Origin of the sequence: Pandoraea anapnoica, assembly GCF_902459765.1 — a bacterium.
In the GTDB taxonomy this organism is placed as follows: Bacteria; Pseudomonadota; Gammaproteobacteria; order Burkholderiales; family Burkholderiaceae; genus Pandoraea; species Pandoraea anapnoica.
On the sequence record NZ_CABPSP010000004.1, the window covers coordinates 168,021 to 185,347 of the forward strand.

18 protein-coding genes are annotated in these 17,327 nt (G+C 60.8%); 9 read left to right on the top strand and 9 right to left on the bottom strand.

Annotated features, from left to right (window positions below; genetic code table 11):
• Nucleotides 1-24: 24 nt before the first annotated feature.
• From PAN31117_RS08920 to PAN31117_RS08950, 7 genes are all read left to right on the top strand, one after another.
• Complete coding sequence (locus PAN31117_RS08920; protein WP_150737878.1) at nt 25-1,221, top strand: xanthine dehydrogenase family Fe-S subunit; 1,197 nt, start codon at nt 25-27, stop codon at nt 1,219-1,221.
• A 72-nt stretch (nt 1,222-1,293) separates the two neighbouring features.
• Nucleotides 1,294-2,259, top strand: a complete 966-nt coding sequence (locus PAN31117_RS08925) for an amidohydrolase family protein (protein ID WP_150737879.1) — start codon at nt 1,294-1,296, stop codon at nt 2,257-2,259.
• Nucleotides 2,260-2,304: 45 nt separating this feature from the next.
• Nucleotides 2,305-3,054: a maleate cis-trans isomerase family protein gene (locus tag PAN31117_RS08930; RefSeq protein WP_150574064.1), complete on the top strand. Its 750-nt coding sequence runs from the start codon at nt 2,305-2,307 to the stop codon at nt 3,052-3,054.
• Between the two features lie 51 nt (nt 3,055-3,105).
• Nucleotides 3,106-3,945 (top strand): alpha/beta fold hydrolase, encoded by an 840-nt coding sequence (locus tag PAN31117_RS08935; RefSeq protein WP_150737880.1) that lies wholly within the window; start codon nt 3,106-3,108, stop codon nt 3,943-3,945.
• A gap of 22 nt (nt 3,946-3,967) precedes the next feature.
• Entirely contained in the window at nt 3,968-5,008 is a 1,041-nt protein-coding gene (locus PAN31117_RS08940; protein WP_150737881.1) for a 2,5-dihydroxypyridine 5,6-dioxygenase NicX family protein, read from the top strand.
• 1 nt (nt 5,009) lies between these two features.
• Nucleotides 5,010-5,642 carry an N-carbamoylsarcosine amidohydrolase gene (locus PAN31117_RS08945; protein ID WP_150737882.1) on the top strand — a complete coding sequence of 211 codons (633 nt, stop codon included), beginning with the start codon at nt 5,010-5,012 and terminating at the stop codon, nt 5,640-5,642.
• Between the two features lie 94 nt (nt 5,643-5,736).
• The gene (locus tag PAN31117_RS08950) at nt 5,737-7,323 is read left to right on the top strand and encodes an MFS transporter (protein ID WP_370855738.1); all 1,587 of its coding nucleotides are present in this window, start codon (nt 5,737-5,739) and stop codon (nt 7,321-7,323) included.
• A 73-nt stretch (nt 7,324-7,396) separates the two neighbouring features.
• Here PAN31117_RS08950 and PAN31117_RS08955 read toward each other — a convergent pair whose 3' ends face one another.
• Nucleotides 7,397-7,900, bottom strand: a complete 504-nt coding sequence (locus PAN31117_RS08955; protein ID WP_150574060.1) for a MarR family winged helix-turn-helix transcriptional regulator — start codon at nt 7,898-7,900, stop codon at nt 7,397-7,399.
• 330 nt (nt 7,901-8,230) lie between these two features.
• On the opposite strand from PAN31117_RS08955, the gene PAN31117_RS08960 reads away from it, so the two are divergent.
• Both PAN31117_RS08960 and PAN31117_RS08965 read left to right on the top strand, forming a co-directional pair.
• Nucleotides 8,231-9,553: an MFS transporter gene (locus PAN31117_RS08960; protein ID WP_246188988.1), complete on the top strand. Its 1,323-nt coding sequence runs from the start codon at nt 8,231-8,233 to the stop codon at nt 9,551-9,553.
• 22 nt (nt 9,554-9,575) lie between these two features.
• Nucleotides 9,576-10,559: an XdhC family protein gene (locus PAN31117_RS08965; RefSeq protein WP_150737884.1), complete on the top strand. Its 984-nt coding sequence runs from the start codon at nt 9,576-9,578 to the stop codon at nt 10,557-10,559.
• Between the two features lie 29 nt (nt 10,560-10,588).
• On the opposite strand, the gene PAN31117_RS08970 is transcribed toward PAN31117_RS08965, so the two are convergent.
• From PAN31117_RS08970 to PAN31117_RS09010, 8 genes are all read right to left on the bottom strand, one after another.
• The gene (locus PAN31117_RS08970; RefSeq protein ID WP_150737885.1) at nt 10,589-11,284 is read right to left on the bottom strand and encodes an anti-sigma factor; all 696 of its coding nucleotides are present in this window, start codon (nt 11,282-11,284) and stop codon (nt 10,589-10,591) included.
• Entirely contained in the window at nt 11,281-11,883 is a 603-nt protein-coding gene (locus PAN31117_RS08975) for a sigma-70 family RNA polymerase sigma factor (protein ID WP_150737886.1), read from the bottom strand. The genes PAN31117_RS08970 and PAN31117_RS08975 overlap by 4 nt, the downstream gene beginning before the upstream one ends.
• Nucleotides 11,884-11,936: 53 nt before the next feature.
• On the bottom strand, nt 11,937-12,476 hold the full coding sequence (locus PAN31117_RS08980) for a DUF3455 domain-containing protein (RefSeq protein ID WP_150737887.1): 540 nt from the start codon (nt 12,474-12,476) through the stop codon (nt 11,937-11,939).
• Nucleotides 12,477-12,815: 339 nt separating this feature from the next.
• On the bottom strand, nt 12,816-13,418 hold the full coding sequence (locus tag PAN31117_RS08990) for a DUF2878 domain-containing protein (RefSeq protein WP_150737888.1): 603 nt from the start codon (nt 13,416-13,418) through the stop codon (nt 12,816-12,818).
• Nucleotides 13,419-13,955 (bottom strand): chalcone isomerase family protein, encoded by a 537-nt coding sequence (locus PAN31117_RS08995; RefSeq protein WP_150737889.1) that lies wholly within the window; start codon nt 13,953-13,955, stop codon nt 13,419-13,421.
• A 1-nt stretch (nt 13,956) separates the two neighbouring features.
• The gene (locus PAN31117_RS09000; RefSeq protein ID WP_150737890.1) at nt 13,957-15,168 is read right to left on the bottom strand and encodes an SAM-dependent methyltransferase; all 1,212 of its coding nucleotides are present in this window, start codon (nt 15,166-15,168) and stop codon (nt 13,957-13,959) included.
• Nucleotides 15,165-16,016, bottom strand: coding sequence for a DUF1365 domain-containing protein (locus tag PAN31117_RS09005; RefSeq protein ID WP_150737891.1), 852 nt, complete (start codon nt 16,014-16,016; stop codon nt 15,165-15,167). The genes PAN31117_RS09000 and PAN31117_RS09005 overlap by 4 nt, the downstream gene beginning before the upstream one ends.
• Nucleotides 16,013-17,317, bottom strand: coding sequence for an NAD(P)/FAD-dependent oxidoreductase (locus PAN31117_RS09010; protein ID WP_150737892.1), 1,305 nt, complete (start codon nt 17,315-17,317; stop codon nt 16,013-16,015). The genes PAN31117_RS09005 and PAN31117_RS09010 overlap by 4 nt, the downstream gene beginning before the upstream one ends.
• Nucleotides 17,318-17,327 lie beyond the last annotated feature (10 nt).

Consider the following 17,327-nt stretch of genomic DNA (forward strand, 5'->3'; position numbering starts at 1 on the left):
GGATCCATAGAAAAGCGAACCCCCATGTCAGTCATCGAACTCACCATCAACGATCGTGCCGTACGCACAGAGGTCGAGCCTCGCGTGCATCTGGGCGATTTTCTGCGCGAGACCCAGCACCTGACCGGCACGCACCTGGGCTGCGAGCATGGCGTGTGCGGTGCATGCACCGTGCTCGTCGACGATATGCCCGTTCGGTCGTGCATCACGTTTGCGCTGGCTTGCGAGCAACAGCAAGTGCGGACGATCGAGGGTTTCGATAACGACGAGCTGATGCGCCGCATCCGCCACGCGTTCTCGATTCATCACGGCCTTCAATGCGGCTATTGCACGCCCGGCATGCTGATCACCGCGCGAGACATCATTCTTCGCTTTCCCGACGCGGACGAGGCGCGCATTCGCCTGGAACTCTCGGGCAATCTTTGCCGCTGCACCGGATACATGGGCATTGTGGCGTCGATCGAAGCCGTTCTGCAGGACCTGCGGGACAACCCGATTGTTGCGCAAGATGCCCCTCGCGAAATCCCGCGGGAACAGATCATATCGACGCCAGCTACCTTCCAGACGTTTACGGCCACTGCGGACGAAGCCGTGAAGCCCGCAGCACCGGACGCGGTCGCGGCAGCACGCAGCGAACCGACCGCGCAGACTCAGCGCAAGGGTTGGACGGCAATCGACGACAGTTTCGTGGTGCCGTTCCCGCTTGAGAAAGTCTGGGCGTTTATGGGCGACCTGCCGTCGGTGACGGCTTGTTTGCCGGGCGCGGAGCTCGTCGAGCACGACGGCGAATCGGTCAAGGGCAAGATCGCCATCAAGTTCGGGCCGATGTCCGCCAACTTCGCCGGCGCTGCCCGTCTGGATCGCGACGATGCCGCCCATCGGGCTGTCATGCGCGGTGCAGGGCAGGACAACATCAGCCGTTCGCGCGCCAATGGCGACGTCACCTACACGCTCACCCGGGAAGACGGCGGCACCCAGACACGTGTCGCCGTCACGCTGGAGTACATGCTTCAAGGCCCCTTGGCGCAGTTCTCACGTTCTGGGCTGGTTAAGGATTTCGTCCGCCGGATGATCGCCGACTTCGGTGCACGCATTACTGCGCAGCTCGGCGGCAATGCCGCCCCCGAGGCCGCCACGGAACAAACAAAGTTCAACGTGGGAAGTCTCGTCTGGAGTGTCATCTGGGGGCGTATCCGTCGCCTGTTCGGCAAGGCGGACTGATTATCGGATAGGGCGATAGCGACATGACTATCGCCGATACATTATCAGTACACTGATTAAATGGAGTTGTTCATGAACGACCGAATTCGCAAGATCGCGCTCGAAGAGCATTTCACCACACCGGGATTTCCGAACTATTCGAAGGCATTCACGCAGCACATTGCGCCCGAAGTCCTGCGCGATCTTGGCGCGCGGCTCGCCGATTTCGATGGGTTGCGCCTTCAGGAGATGGATCGCGCCGGAATCGACTACACGATCCTGTCGCAAACCGGACCGAGCGTGCAGGGGGAGACCGATGCCGGGCAGGCCACGTCGCTCGCACAAATGAGCAACGATTTTCTGGCCGAACAGATCGGTCGTCATCCGACGCGATTCGGCGGCTTCGCCACGCTGCCGATGCACGACGCCAAAGTCGCTGCACGCGAGCTGACACGCGCCGTGAACACGCTGGGGTTCAAAGGTGCGCTGGTCAACGGTCACACGCACGGCAGGTACTACGACGACCGTGCCTACGACGACTTCTGGGCCACGCTGCAGGACCTGGACGTTCCCCTGTACTTGCATCCGACGGACGCCTTTGCCCATCCACGTGTGCTGGAAGGCCATCCCGAACTCTTCGGCGCAACGTGGGGGTGGGGTGTAGAGACGGCGAGTCACGCGCTGCGGCTGCTGTTCGGTGGTGTCTTCGACAGGTTCCCGGGCGTCAAGCTGATTCTTGGCCATATGGGCGAGGGCATTCCGTTCCTGCGTTGGCGATTCGACAGTCGATTCGCCGTCTACTCGCATGGCGTCGAACTGAAGCAGGCGCCATCCGCCTACATCGGCACGAACATCGTCATTACCACTTCCGGCGTGTGTTCCTCAGCTGCGCTGGCAGGCGCCATTGGCGAGATGGGACCGCAAGCCGTGCTGTTTTCGGTGGATTACCCCTACGAGTCCACCGAAGTCGCCGCGAGATTCATCGAGGAAGCCCCGATCGACGAAGACGTGCGCAAGCTCATTTGCCACGGTAACGCCGAGCGCATCTTTCGCCTGTAACCCAACACCTCCCTCGTCATCTACTTTCGCTCCCGGAGCCGCTCCATGAAAAATTTCCGCATTGGCCAGATTGTGCCGAGTTCCAACACCACGATGGAGACAGAGATCCCGGCAATGCTGCTCGCCCGGCAGAACATCCGACCTGAGCGTTTCACGTTTCACTCCAGTCGCATGCGCATGAAAAAAGTCGTCAAGGAGGAACTCGCGGCCATGGACGCCGAGTCCGATCGCTGCGCCGTGGAGCTGTCCGACGCGCGTGTGGATGTGCTGGGCTACGCGTGTCTCGTCGCCATCATGGCCATGGGGCACGGCTACCACCGTGTGTCTCAGAAGCGCCTTGCCGAGCATACCGCCGAGAACGGCGGCGCAGCCCCGGTGATTACCAGCGCTGGTGCACTAGTCGACGCCCTCAAGGTGATCGGCGCGAAACGCATCGTCGTCGTGGCGCCTTACATGAAACCGTTGACGGAGCTGGTCGTGGATTACATCCGCAACGAAGGCTACGAGGTGATCGACTATCGCGCCCTTGAGATTCCCGACAACCTCGACGTCGGACGCCACGACCCCAGCCGTCTGCCTGACATCGTCAAGACGCTGCGCTACCAGGAGGCAGACGCCATCGTATTGTCCGCATGCGTTCAGATGCCGTCGCTGCCGGCGGTTGCCAAGGTCGAAGCGATGACTGGCAAGCCTGTGATCACCGCGGCGATCGCCACGACTTACGCGATGCTGAAGACGCTGGATCTGGAGCCGGTCGTCCCCGGTGCCGGCGCGCTGCTGTCCGGGGCGTATTGAGCAATCTGATCGAAGCCAGCTAATCGAATGATGGAAGCACTGGAGCAACAGATGAGCCAACGATCCACATTTCTCTACGGCGGTAACGTCCACGCCAATGGCATCCGGCAACACTACCTTCGCTACGGCGGTGACGACGGTGCGCGCGCGACCCGCGATCCGGTGATTATCGTGCCGGGGATCACGAGTCCCGCCATCACTTGGGGCTTCGTAGGCGAAACATTCGGCAAGGCGTTCGATACCTACGTACTCGATGTTCGCGGGCGCGGCCTGTCGTCGGCGTCCGGAACGCTCGACTACAGTCTCGACGCTCAGGCTGCCGACCTGATCGACTTTGCCGCCGCCCTTGGCCTCAAACGGTACAGCGTGGTGGGGCATTCCATGGGGGCACGCATAGGTATTCGCGCCGCCGCCGACAGACCTGAGGGGCTCGCCCGGCTAGTCGCCGTCGATCCGCCGGTCTCGGGGCCGGGTCGTCGCACCTATCCGTCGAAACTGCCCTGGTACGTCGATTCCATGGCGTTGGCAAGGCACGGTATGGACGCGCAAGCGATGCGCGAATTCTGCCCGACCTGGACCGAGGCGCAATTGCAGTTGCGTGCGGAATGGCTTCACACGTGCGACGAACGCGCCATTCGCGAGAGCTTTGACGGCTTTCATACCGACGACATTCACAGGAACCTGCCGTCCGTGGCGATTCCCCTGATGTTGATGACCGCCGAGCGGGGCGATGTCGTTCTGGATGCCGATGTCGAGGAGATCCAGGGACTTGCGCCTCAGGTCGTGCATGTCAGGGTGGCCGACGCCGGGCACATGATCCCGTGGGACAACGAGCCGGGCTTTTATCGGGCATTCGGCAGTTTTCTCGGTGCGCCGCTGCCAACGATCTGAACGAATTTTGAGGGAGGGCATCATGCCCGTAAGTGATTTTCAAATGGTGGACGCCTGGACACGTGTCCTGAAGCTGTCCCGCCTTGAGGCCGGACAAACCGTCACAATTCTGACGAGCGCCAATACCCATCCGCAGACCTTGTCGACGGCGCTCATTGCGACGCAAGCGCTTGGTGCCATCGTCAACCGGCTCGACCTCCCGCCTGTCAATGGCGAAAAGGCGCTGAGCCGCGACCCGTTGGCTTACCTGGGGACGACCCCGCTCACCGGCAATCGTGCGGCGATTGCCGCGTTGAAGGAAAGTGATCTGGTGCTAGACCTGATGACGTTGCTGTTCTCGCCGGAGCAACTGGACATTCTCAAGGGTGGCACCAAGATTCTGCTGGCCGTGGAACCGCCCGAAGTCCTCACCCGGCTCGTGCCGACGCCGGAAGATCGCGAACGCGTGCTGGCTGCACAGGCCCGAATCGGCAGGGCACGTGAGATGCATATCGTGTCGGCCGCCGGAACCGATTTCCATTGCCCGCTCGGAGAGTTTCACCCGATCGCCGAGTATGGTTTCGTGGACGAGCCCGGACGGTGGGATCACTGGCCGAGCGGCTTTGCACTCACGTTCCCGAACGACGGTCAGGCCTACGGTCGCATCGTCATCGACCGCGGCGACATTCTGCTGCCGCAAAAGAGCTACGTGAACGACCCTATCGAACTGACCGTGGAGAACGGTTTCGCCACCCGAATCGAAGGCGGTGTGGATGCGCAATTGCTATCCGAGTACATGGCCACGTTCAGGGACGATCAGGCGTATGCCATCTCGCATATCGGCTGGGGGCTGCAACCTCGCGCGCACTGGTCGACACTCGGTCTCTACGATCGAGAGCAAACCATCGGCATGGACGCACGCGCATTCGAGGGCAACTTCCTTTTCTCGCTCGGTCCGAACAACGAAGCCGGTGGAAGCCGCACAACCACCTGTCATATCGATATCCCACTGCGCCATTGCGACGTCTATCTGGACGGTGAGGCCGTGGTTCGCAACGGCTGCGTCGTCAACGGAGGCCATTGAAATGAGTCACGACCTGGAAACCTATCAACGCCAGAGCTTCGGAAGCCCGTTACAACCCAAAGCCCCCGTGGGCCTGCTGATCGTGGACTTCGTCAACGGCTTTGCGAACCCCGAAGTATTCGGCGGGGGGAATATTCGGCAGGCCATCGACAACACGGTGCCGCTGCTCGCGTTTGCGCGGGAAAGAAAATGGCCCGTAGCGCATACGCGCATTGTGTTTGCCGACGATGGGGCAGATCACAACATCTTTACGGAAAAGGTCCCGGGCATGCTCAAGCTGCTCGAACGCGGGCATGACAGCGCGATCGTGCCGGAGCTTGCGCCTGCCGAAGGCGAACTGGTCGTAAGGAAGACCGTTCCGTCCGCGTTTTTTGGCACATCGCTTGCTGCGTGGCTGTCGCAACGCGGCGTACAAACACTGGTGATCGCCGGTGCGGTGACCAGCGGGTGTGTGCGGGCATCGGTCGTGGACGCGATGCAGTACGGATTTCGTCCTTTTGTCCTGAGTGACTGCGTTGGGGACCGTGCCATCGCACCGCACGAGGCGAATCTGTTCGACATGGCGCAGAAATATGCTGCCGTATTGCCGCGCGACGCTGCAATGAACCTTCTCGGAGACCTGTCCACTCGCTAGCGTTGTCATGGGTCGCGCCGATGCCCGGGCATGTGCCGTTCGCATTCGGCGTGGCTGACAGACGAGCGGAGCCTTGGGGCCAACAATGAATACGATGACATCCCCCGCATCGCGCGCGATCGTGACGCGCCATCAGTTTGTGTTGATCTTCGCGTCGTCGTTCGGCGCATTGCTGGAGTGGTACGACTTTTATGTCTACGCGGCGCTGGCCGGGGTCTTTGGTGCGCTGTTCTTCCCGAGTGGAAACGAAACAACGGCCTTCCTCGCCAGCCTCGCCACCTTTGGCGCGGGATTTCTCGTCAGGCCGCTCGGCGCGCTGTTCTTCGGCCGACTCGGCGACCGGATCGGGCGGAAGTACACTTTCATGGCCACCATCGTGTTGATGGGGGTGGCGACGATTGGCGTTGGCCTATTGCCGTCCTATGGGCAGATCGGCATGCTTGCGCCGATACTGCTCGTCAGTCTGCGGTTGTTGCAGGGCTTCGCGCTGGGGGGCGAGACAGGGGGCGCGGCGACCTATCTCGCCGAGCATTCGCCGCCGTCCAAACGAGGCTTCTACACAAGTTCGCTTCAAACGACGGCAACCCTTGGACTGCTTACGTCGATCGCCGTAGTGGGCTTATCGCGAGCGCTCGTGGACGAGGTCGCCTTTCAGTCGTGGGGATGGCGGATCCCTTTCCTGGTGTCGACCGTGCTGTTGATCGTGTCGGTCTATCTGCGCACCCGGTTGGCGGAGTCGCCCACGTTTGAGCAAATGAAGCACGCAGGCAACCTGTCGAGATCGCCGGTCAGCGAGAGTTTCGGCCATTGGGGAAACCTGAAGTACGTGCTGATCATGCTGTTCAGCACGGCGTCGGGAGTCGGCGTGATTTTCGGCACGGGGCACTTTTATGCCATGTACTTTTTGCAGAACACGCTGAAGGTCGCCCCGAACGCCGTCAACCTGTATCTGGCAATCGCGCTCGTCTGCGTCTTCCCGTTCTACGTTCTGTTCGGTTGGTTATCGGATCGCATCGGGCGCAAATGGATCATGATGAGCGCGTGCCTCTTATTGGCGTTGACCACGCAACCGATCTTCCGCGCCTTGACCCACTACGCGAATCCGCAACTCGAAGCGTTCCAGAAGAAAACTGCCGTCACGATCTACGCCAACGATTGTCAGTTCTCGCTGTTTTCCTCTCCACGCACGGAGTGCGATCGCGTGCGGGAGTTCCTATCGGCGTCGGGCGTGTCGTACGTGCAGGCGCGCCAGAAAGCCGGTGAACCGGTGAGAACCATAATCGGCAGCATAGAAGTGCAGGGGAGTGAGCGACACGCGCTGGAAAGCGCGCTGACGGCGATGGGATGGACGAAGCGCGCCGATCCGGCAACGGTCAACGCCCCGATGGTCGTGTTGTTGATGTGGGTGCTCCTGCTCTTCCTGGCGATGGTGTATGGACCGATGGCGGCGTTTATGGTCGAGCTGTTCCCGGCGCGCATTCGCTACACGTCGTTGTCGCTCCCGTTCCATCTCGGGTCGGGCTGGTTCGGTGGAATGTTGCCCTTCGTGGTGTCCGCGATGTCGGTAGCGGCGGGGAATGTCTATTTCGGGCTGTGGTATCCGATCGCCATTGCAGCGCTATCGTTCGTGGTCGGTGTGCTCTTTGTTCCCGAGACGTTCCGACGCGACATTACGGTGTGACCTGACGAATAGCACAATCGATACGGTGTGCAGGGGAGCCGTGCGAGATCGCGGCTCGCCCGCTACCGTGGTGTCAGTCGAAGTGATTGAGCGAGGTGCGACCGTACTGGTTATTGCCTTCCACCAATTGCATCATTAACCGGATGAATGTGGCCTGATCCTTTTCCTCCAGTGGCGCGAGAAACTGGACTTGAGCCTCGCGCATGCTCGCGTACATGTCCCGCATGATCGCGCGGCCCCGTGCCGTGATGTTGGCAATCTTGACACGCCCGTCGCTTGCGCTCGGTGTCCGCTTGACCAAACCTCGCTCCTCGAGGCGGCGCAGCACATCGGCCATCGTTGTGCGATCGACACCGACCTCCGCGCACAACGACGTCTGATCGAGATTGGGATGCTCGCTGAGCGTGGTAAGCAACCCGTATTGAACGGGCGTAATGGAAAAGTCCTTGCAGCTTTCGAAGAAGAGGGCGATGTGAATCTGGTTGAGTCGGCGGATCAGGAATCCTGGACGTTGCCAGAGATGTCCCGTTTCGATAACGCCCTCAGTACTCGTGGTTTCTTTGGCGGCCGTGCTCATTGTGAAGTCGTGAATTAGCGGATTGATAGAGTCTAACCATCTTGCCGAACGGTGTCACATATGGCACGAAATCTGCATGAGGCAGCGCGAGCTAGGGACTTTTACTGATCCGGACAAGACACCTATTGCGTTCCTGATTTTGTCACGATAAAAAGCATTCTGTCAGCATACTGACAAATATTTCAATAACCTTTTTTGGTGGCGCAGCAGGTACGACTGTCGCCATATGCAAAACCAGAATGACCCCCATTCTATCAGTGCACTGATGAGATGAGGAGGTCACGCGGAACTTTCAAAAACCGGTAAACCCGCAGAGTTTGGAGCAAACGAATGACCTCTACCCCAGTGCCGATCGAGGCTGTATCGAATGAACGTTCAATGTCGATGGGCGATATCAAGACGCTGATGCTAGCGTCGCTTGGTGGCGCTCTGGAGTACTACGACTTCATTGTTGCCGTCTTCTTCACGAAGTTACTTGCGACCGTATTCTTCCCACCCCAGACACCTGAGTGGCTTGCACAACTGGAGGTGTTTTGCATTTTCGCAGCGGGTTATCTCGTCCGTCCGATCGGGGGTATCTTCTTCGCGCACTTCGGCGACCGGATCGGCCGAAAGAAGATGTTTGCGCTCAGTCTGTTTCTGATGGCCGCCCCGACGCTGTTGATCGGTTTGCTGCCAAGCTACGCGATGATCGGATTGGTGGCGCCGCTGCTATTCCTGCTGTGTCGAGTGCTTCAGGGCCTGTCGGTTGGCGGCGAAGTGCCAGGCGCATGGATTTTCTGTGCCGAGCACGTGCGCCGGGATCGCGTGGGCCTCGCCTGCGGGCTGCTGATGTCGGGGCTTTGCACGGGCATTTTGCTGGGGGCACTGAGCGCCAAGTTTCTCATCGGCAACATGGACCCGGAAAGCTTGAAGACGTGGGGTTGGCGTCTTCCGTTCATCGCCGGCGGTGTTTTCGGTCTGATTTCGGTCTATCTGCGTCGTTACCTTCAGGAAACGCCCGTGTTCGAAGCGTTGCGCGCCAAACGCCAGGCAGACTCTCGTCTGCCCCTGTCCATCGTGTTGAAGCAGCACCGCAAGGCGCTGGTATTCGGGCTGCTTGCGACGTGGGTGTTTTCGGGCATCTTCGTTGTCTATTTTCTGTACACGCCGACGTACCTGCAAACGCAGTTCCATTTGGCGCCGAAGGAGGTTTTCGCGAACAATTCGTGGTCGATCTTCGGCCTGATTCTCGGTAGCACGTTCGCGGGATGGGCGGCTGACAGGATTGGCGGGGGACGCGCTTATGCGCTGGGCAGTCTTGCAATGCTCGTGGTGACGGCTGCGTTCTATATGTCGCTGGGCTCGACGAGCCAGCTCGTCTGGCCGCTATATATCGCCGGCGGATTCCTGATCGGCACGATCACGCTTGGCCCGTACATCATCGTGAAGAGTTTCCCGGCTGAAGTTCGCTTTACGGGATTTGCGCTGTCGTACAACACCGCGTATGCCGTATTCGGCGGCACGGCACCGGCGATTGCCGCGTTTCTCGTCGGCAAACAGGGACTGACCATGGCACCGGCCTGGTATATCGGTGCGCTTTGCGTGCTCGGTTTGCTGATCGGGCTCGTCTGGCGTGCCCCTGATCACGAACAGTTCGGCGTGCAGCATTGAACGTCAGGGTGCGGAGACGACCGTGAATAGTGAAGATATTGAAGTGCTGACGCAATGCGCGGATTGGATCGACGGCGGTCGACGTGCCTTGCTCGTCACGGTCATCAAGACATGGGGGTCGTCGCCGCGCCCTGAGGGTGCCATGTTGTGCATTCGTGACGATGGACGCGTGGTCGGCTCGGTCTCCGGGGGCTGCATCGAAGACGACCTCATTGATCGCGTTGTACGCAACGGCATCCACCTGAAATTGCCTGAGATCGTCGAGTATGGAATCAGCGCGGACGAGGCTCATCGGTTTGGGCTGCCCTGCGGAGGGACGATACAGCTCGCCCTCGAACCGGTATCGAAGCGCAGCAGAATTCGGGAGGTGCTTTGCGCCGTGCTGCAACAAAAGCTCGTCGCACGAACGCTGGATATGTCCACCGGCGCCGCGCAGATCTGCGCGGCGCCGGTGACACATGGTGTTCATTTCGACGGCTCCACACTTACGACCGTGCATGGTCCCCGTTATCGCATGCTGGTCATTGGGGCAGGGCAGCTCTCTCGATTCTTTTGCCAGATCGCTACCGGCCTCGATTACCAGGTGATCGTGTGTGATCCACGGGAGCAGTATGCCGACAATTGGCAGGTTGAGGGCGTGACGCTCACGCGCGAAATGCCGGACGACGTAGTGTCATCGATGCGCCTGGATAGCCGGGCGGCCGTGATCGCTTTGACACATGATCCGAAGCTGGACGATCTAGCACTGATGGAAGCGCTACGCACACCGGCGTTCTATGTCGGCGCGCTCGGATCGCGAAGAAACAACGCTGCGCGGCGGCAGCGATTGTTACAGTTCGACCTGACGGCCCATGAAGTCGCACGTCTACGCGGTCCGGCAGGCGTGTACATCGGAAGCAAATCGCCCGCGGAAATTGCAGTCTCAATACTTGCGGAAATCACAGCAGCAAAGCACGGTGTTCGTTTGGCCGCTGCGATGTCTGTGGAAGATGCCATCAGCAAATAGCATCGACATCCTAATTTCTGTCCTCATTACTACGTCGCCACTGCACGCCCAATCGAGAGAATTGGCCCCGTTGGCCGATCAATCGGTGAGCCCTGCGGCGGTTCAAGCGTAATCTCGAACAGTTGATTGGGTTGGAGCGGTGGCAGATTGTCGAGATCCACCTCGACAGGCTCGCCCACTCGCAGCAGTCCCAATGAGACTGGGCCGGACCATCCCTCTGCCTTGGTCCACAGCTGCAATGCCTTGTCCGACTGCCTTGGCTCGGTCTTTAGCGGAATCAAACGGAGTTTCCGATCGGCGCTGACCTGAACCAGCCAGCCCGGACTTTTATCCACCGGAGACACAAGCACGACGACGAAACGCGGAGGTAACGCTGGAGTGCTGACTTTTACCTGCAAAGTAACGGCAAGGAGGACCGCTGCACACGTCAAAGCGCCACAAGTCAGTCGCCAAAAGCGGATATCGCCCCACCAGCGGCGCCATACCGACTGTCGAGCGACTGAGATGCTCCCACTGACGCGTCGCCAGAGTTGGCCCGATGGGGCGAGCGGGGCGACCGTGTCGGCCAACGGTTGGAGGCGGGACTCCCACCGAGCGACCTGTGCGGCCAATAAGAGTTCATGCGGCAGCCGCGATTCCACGTCTTGCCTGCGCTCCCAAGAGAGGGTGCCGAGAACATATTCTCCCGCGAGTTCGACGAGCGCGTCAGCTTCTTCCGGCGTCATTCCATGCACTCACGAAGGGACTGTAAGCCGCGACGCACCCACGCCTTCACAGTCCCGAGCGGGGATCGCAGGCGCTGAGCGATTTCACTGTGTGAGCAGCCGTCCAGATAGGCATAAAGAATACTTGCACGACCGGGGGCGTCGAGTCGCTCCAGGCACTGGGCCAAACGGCCGCGCATCATGGGATCGGCATCCAAAGAGAAGGAATCGGTCGCGGCCGTTGTTGTGCCATTCATGTGGGCATCGAACGAGTCCTCTTCCATATCGACTTCCTTGTTCCGGCGTCGAACAGTATTGAGGGCCTGGTGCCGGACAATGCTGAAGATCCACCCGCGGCCGGAGCCGCGCGCGGCATCGAAGGTCGCGGCACGCGTCCAGACACTCACGAATGCGTCGTGCAGCACGTCTTCAGCCAGTTGCCGGTCGCGCACGATACGATGCGCGACGCCCAGCAGATAGGCGGCGTCTCGCTCATAGAGCTGCCGCAGTGCCTCGGCGTCCTGCCGATGGCATGCGGCAATCAACGATTCGTAGTCAAACTCGTCCGTCTGTTCGTGCACAGGCACCTCGTGGAAGCGCTCGGCGGCATGTCCGGGCATGCCGCCGAAGATCGACTACGCTTTCCGGAAAATGCCTATGGCCTCCGATTCTGTCAAGAGGCCTTCCAGAAAATGTAGTCGGCCTGATACTTCACGGTTTGTTTCGCGCCTTTGGTTGCCATATTGCATTGCGACATCGGTGCCGTACCGCCTTGGGTTGTCAGGCGTTGAATATAGGTTACGCCTTGCATTGCGCCTGAACCAGTTGCCGGATTTGCCTTGACCAACTGCAGAGGAATGTTCCCCGTGCCTGCAGGAGATACGGCGACCTGTGTCGCCGTGACCTTGGAGCCGTCGCTGGATTCCCACGTCGCGGGTGGGCCGTAGTACTTCCCAACGACGTTACCGGAGCGGTCGCTCAGAATGGCGTCCGGCCCCACGAAGCTCCATTCAAACTGGCCCATTGCATCCTTTTTCTCCCGACACTCATAAAGAATTTCGCCTTTGCCCACTGTCTGCAAGGCAATGCTATGGCCATCGGGAACCTTCACGGCATCTGCGACCGGCAAAGATGAGCCGGGCGTCGACATGCTTCCAGCACACGCGCTGAGAACGGTTGTGGCAACCAGGCTGACAAGGACGATGCGATTCATGGCAAAACTCCTCAAGAGGATTGATTAGGCTGATGTCTCGAATTCGGGAGCATCACTCTCTCTACACACGAGGAACTGATTTGGATGCAATGAAGCCGATCTTTTGGTTGATCACGCGTCGAGGACATGGCCAGTTGCGAGAATAGGGCCCGCGGGACTTCCCGTGGGGCACGCCCCCGCCGTTCGGACGCATCGAGTACGCCGAGTGCATATTCGGCACAGCGCAGCTTGTTGTCGTTGATCGGGGGATTCATTGTTCAATGGGTGAACCCGGCTGGTACGGAGTCCAAGGCGCTTGCGGTCCCGGACACCGGCGAAGTTCTCGCTCGATAAGCGCGTTCAACGACAATTTGCTTCGGATGAACCGGGTGGTCCGGAGGAATCGGTACGCGACGCCCCAAGGGTGTGTCCCATCCATATGAGGCCGGGCAGAATGACGGCCCATCCGCACGCGAGCACCGCGTAGGCCTGCGTCACCTTCACGAATTGAACTGCTCCCAGCATGGCCCCCGCCTTGAACGACAGGGTGCCGCCAACGGCGCCGAGCAGCAACGAGAGCAGAGGGAAGGGGCGCAGCCACCCGAATAATGTGTTGACCTGCAGAGCGAAAAGCATCCACAGTCCGGCCATCCAGTACGGGGCGCCCCAGGGCCGAATTAAGCCGTTCGGATACGTGAGAACGCCTGTTGCCAGCACGAGAGATTCCCACATCCACCCGAGCACAGTCACGATCAGCACGAACCGCGCCTCGCGTGCACGCTGCGGTGTGAAGCGCAAGTGAACCGCCGCGAGGAACGCCACGGCGCAACATCCCACCCAGCCTTTGCCCCGCGCCGCGCTCAACACGCAGATCAGCCACCCCAATTGCCCGAGCATTAGATAGAGCCACTTCGCGCGTAACATCGCCGCCCGCGCGGTGGACAAATGTGCCGATGCCCTCATTCATGAGCCTCCGCCGAGCAACCGTTCGCGAAGTGACGGGGCGCGGGTGCGAGGGTCGAGCCAGATTCCGAAAAATGCGCGAGCGAAGGCCTCGTCATCGATTTGGCTCGTGGCTACCCCATTGGCATAAAAGCGTGCGCCTTGCCCGGGCAGGTACACGCCACACAACTCGTCGCCTCGCGACACATCGCCGAATGCCTGCTTCATCTCCTTGCGCCACGCGTTCACGGTGGCGCTCGGCAGCGGTTGTGTCGCCAGCCGCTCGATCTCCGAGATGCCTGTCGAGATGATGTTCTCGGCGCTTACGCTGCGCTCATAGTAGAGCACCAGCGCGAATGGCGCATCGGGGGAGAACCGAGGTCTTGCCGACCAGAGTTCCGCCTTGTAGAGGCAGAAGCCCAGGACGCAAAATTCGCCGCTGCCCACGCGCGTGGTCGCAGCGATATCGCTGCGACAGCCGGTCGCCGTAGCCGTTGGGGCATAGGCGCCAGCGAGCAGGAGCGCGGACAGGCCGACACACAGCGCGCGCCGGAACATGTCATGCCCCTCGCGTGAGCAGGAATTGATTGACGTCGATGCGCCGCTCGTCGAACGCGGCTTCGCAATACTTCAGATAGAGGCGCCATGTGCGAATAAACGTCTCGTCGAATCCCTGCGCGCGGACGTCGTCGATTCGAGACGAGAATGCTGCGTGCCAGTGATTCAACGTGCAGGCATAGTCCAGTCCGAATGCCAGCGTCTCGCTGGCTTGCAAGCCGCATCTGCGCGCCGATGCGACAAAACGCGACACACTCGGCAACATGCCGCCCGGAAAGATGAACTCTCGAATGAAGTCGCTGGATCCGCGATAGGCCTCGAATGCCGCATCGGCAATCGTGATCGTCTGGATCAACGCTCGTCCGGAAGGTCGAAGGCGCTCGGCAAGAACGTTGAAATATCGTGTCCAGTAGGCTTGACCGACCGCCTCGAACATCTCGATCGACACCACCGCATCGAACTGTCCCTGCACATCCCGGTAATCCGTGAGTGAGACTGTCGCCAACTGCGTCAGCCCTGCGTCGGCGATACGCGACTGTGCAAGGGCGAGCTGTTCGTGCGACAGGGTTATGCCGTGAACCGCAATACCCTGGCTTGCCGCGTGCAAGGCAAAACCACCCCAGCCGCAACCAATCTCGAGCACGCGATCGCCGGGGCGCAGGCCGAGCGTGTCGACGATGCGCTGGTACTTGGCGCGTTGCGCGTCGGCTAGCGAGCGTTGCGCATCACCTTCGAACAATGCGCTCGAATAGGTCCAGGTCGGATCGAGCCACAAGCCGTAGAACCGATTGCCGAGATCGTAGTGCGCGTGGATATTGCGCCGGCTGCCCGCCCGCGAATTGCGGCGCAGGGCATGACGAAGTCGAAACCAGACCCGGCTCAGGCGCGACCCGACGATGGACCGGTCGATCGTCGACTGATTGCGCAGCGCCAGACGCAGCAGGGCGGCGATGTCGGGCGTCTCGATCCATCCGGCAATGTAAGCCTCGGCAAAACCGATGTCGCCCGCGCGCATGATCTGCCGGCAGGCTCGCCAGTCGTGGATCTGAAGTGTGGCGCCGGGCGCCTCACTGGACTTGCCGAAAACCTGGGTCGAGCCGTCGGGCGCGACGAGCGTCAGATGCCCGACACGAATCCGCTGCAATAGGGCGCAGAAAACGCGAGCGCCAAGCGGAATGTCCGTGTGCGGGGTGTGAAGTCGAAGCATCGTCATGATCTGATCTCCTGATCGGATGGCGTGGCAGCGGGGGGCAATTCGCGCTCGCATGCTGCGCCTGGTGTCGGCATGTCGACATACCGATCCAATGGCGACTTGCCATGGAACGGCACCCGCTTGAGCAATAGCCGCAGCGCCTGCCAGTGAATTCGAAATACGACGTTCAGCGCATCGAAGGGCCCGCGTAGCATGGCCTTCAGCACCCCGACGCCGGTGAAGGGCTCGGCGCGCATGCCGACGACGGTTCGCAGCAGAAGCCTGTCGTCCACGCGGTAATCGATACCCACCGACCACCACCGGCCGTGCCGATTGACGCGAAAGGCATACTCGCCTTCGACCTTGCAAAACGGCGAGACATGAAACACTTTGCGGCACTCGAGCGCGACATCGCCGCGAATGGCGGCCGTGTCCGGCGAGCACAGAAGGTAGCCGTGATGCTGACCGAAGGTGTTGTTCACGTCCGCGTAGATCGCGCGCAGGTTGCCCTCACGGTCGTGGCAGTACCAGAAGCTCACCGGGTTGAACGCGTAGCCCACGATTCGGGGAATGGTTTGCAGCCAGATAGCGCCGTCGGCCGGGATCCCCGATGCCGCGAGACGCTCACGCATCCAGGCATCGAGCGAGCGGCCATCCCTCGGTCCGTAGTCGGTCGACTTCACGCTCAGAAGGCGGTGTCGGTCTGCTGCGAACCACCAACTTGCCAAGGTGTTCATGCGTGCGACGTCGCACGAAATCTGGAACAGGGGATACGTGAACCTGTGCCTCACCGGTGACAGACGTTCGTGCATGACGTGCCCTCTGAGCAGCCAGGCCGCGGGTGCGGCGCTCGGATCCGTCGGCTTCATAGCGAAGCCCATGAAGGGAGCACATTGAAATCCCGGGCCACGCGCAGTGCAGATTTGAGGCCATCCTCGTGAAATCCGTAACCGGTCCAAGCACCTGCGAACCAGGTCCGTCGACGACCTTGGAGCGCCGGGAGTTGTGACTGGGCGTCGACGGCTGCGAGATCGAGCAGCGGATGCTCGTAGGCGTAGCGGCCGATGACCGTAGACGGCGCAGGCTCCCGCACCGGGTTGAGGGTTACGATCACCGGCGTGCTGAAGGGCAAGGCCTGGAGTTGATTGATGAGGTAGCTCACACAAACGGGATGATCCGACGCCGTTGTCCGGCTCGCATGGCTCACGTAATTCCACGCAGACCAGACACGTCTGCGCCTGGGAAGCAACGTCGGGTCCGTGTGGAGTACGGCAATGTTCGGTTGATAGCCCACGGCGCCGAGCACCCGGCGCTCTGTCGGGTCTGCGTCGCCAAGCAACTGAAGGCTGGTTGGCGCGTGGCTGGCCATCACCACCGCATCGAAGCGCTCCGCCTGAGCGTTGCCGAACCGGACCGTCACCCCTTCGCTGTCGCGTTCGACTTGCCCCACGGGCGTTCCAAGTCGAACATCGTCCAGCGTGGCGCAGATGCGCCTGACGTACTCGCGACCACCGCCGGCGACCGTACGCCACTGTGGCCTATCGCGGATCTGCAGCAGGGCGTGGTTCAGACAGAACCTCAGGAACGTCACCGCGGGAAACCGCAGAATATCGGCGGCGCGGCTCGACCAGATGGCTGCGGCCATCGGCAGCAAGTAATGCTGCTGAAACGGCTGGCCGTAACCGTGCGCGAGCAGCAGTTCGCCGACAGACTGACGCTCGCGCGAGGCGCTCTCGAGGTGCCGCTCGGCCGAAGCGTTGAATCGCAGAATGTCGCGCAGCATGCCGAGAAAACTTGGCGAGCACAGATTCCGGCGCTGGGCGAAGACGGTGTTCAGACTGGTCCCGGCCCACTCGAGCGCGCCGCCGCCCACGGACACGGAAAACGACATGTCGCTCGCGATGGACCGCACGCCCAGTTCGTCGAAAAGCGCGATGAGGTTCGGATAGGTGCGCTCGTTGAACACGAGAAAGCCGGTATCGACAGGCGCACGCATTCCGTCAAGCTCGACGTCGACAGTATTCGTGTGTCCGCCCGCGTATTCCCCTGCCTCGAAAACCGTCACCCGATATTTTTGCGCGAGGAAATAGGCACTCGTCAGGCCCGCGATCCCGGCGCCGATCACCGCGATACGTTGACCGGGAGGCAAAACGATCGTCGTTGGGCTCATTGTGCGATCT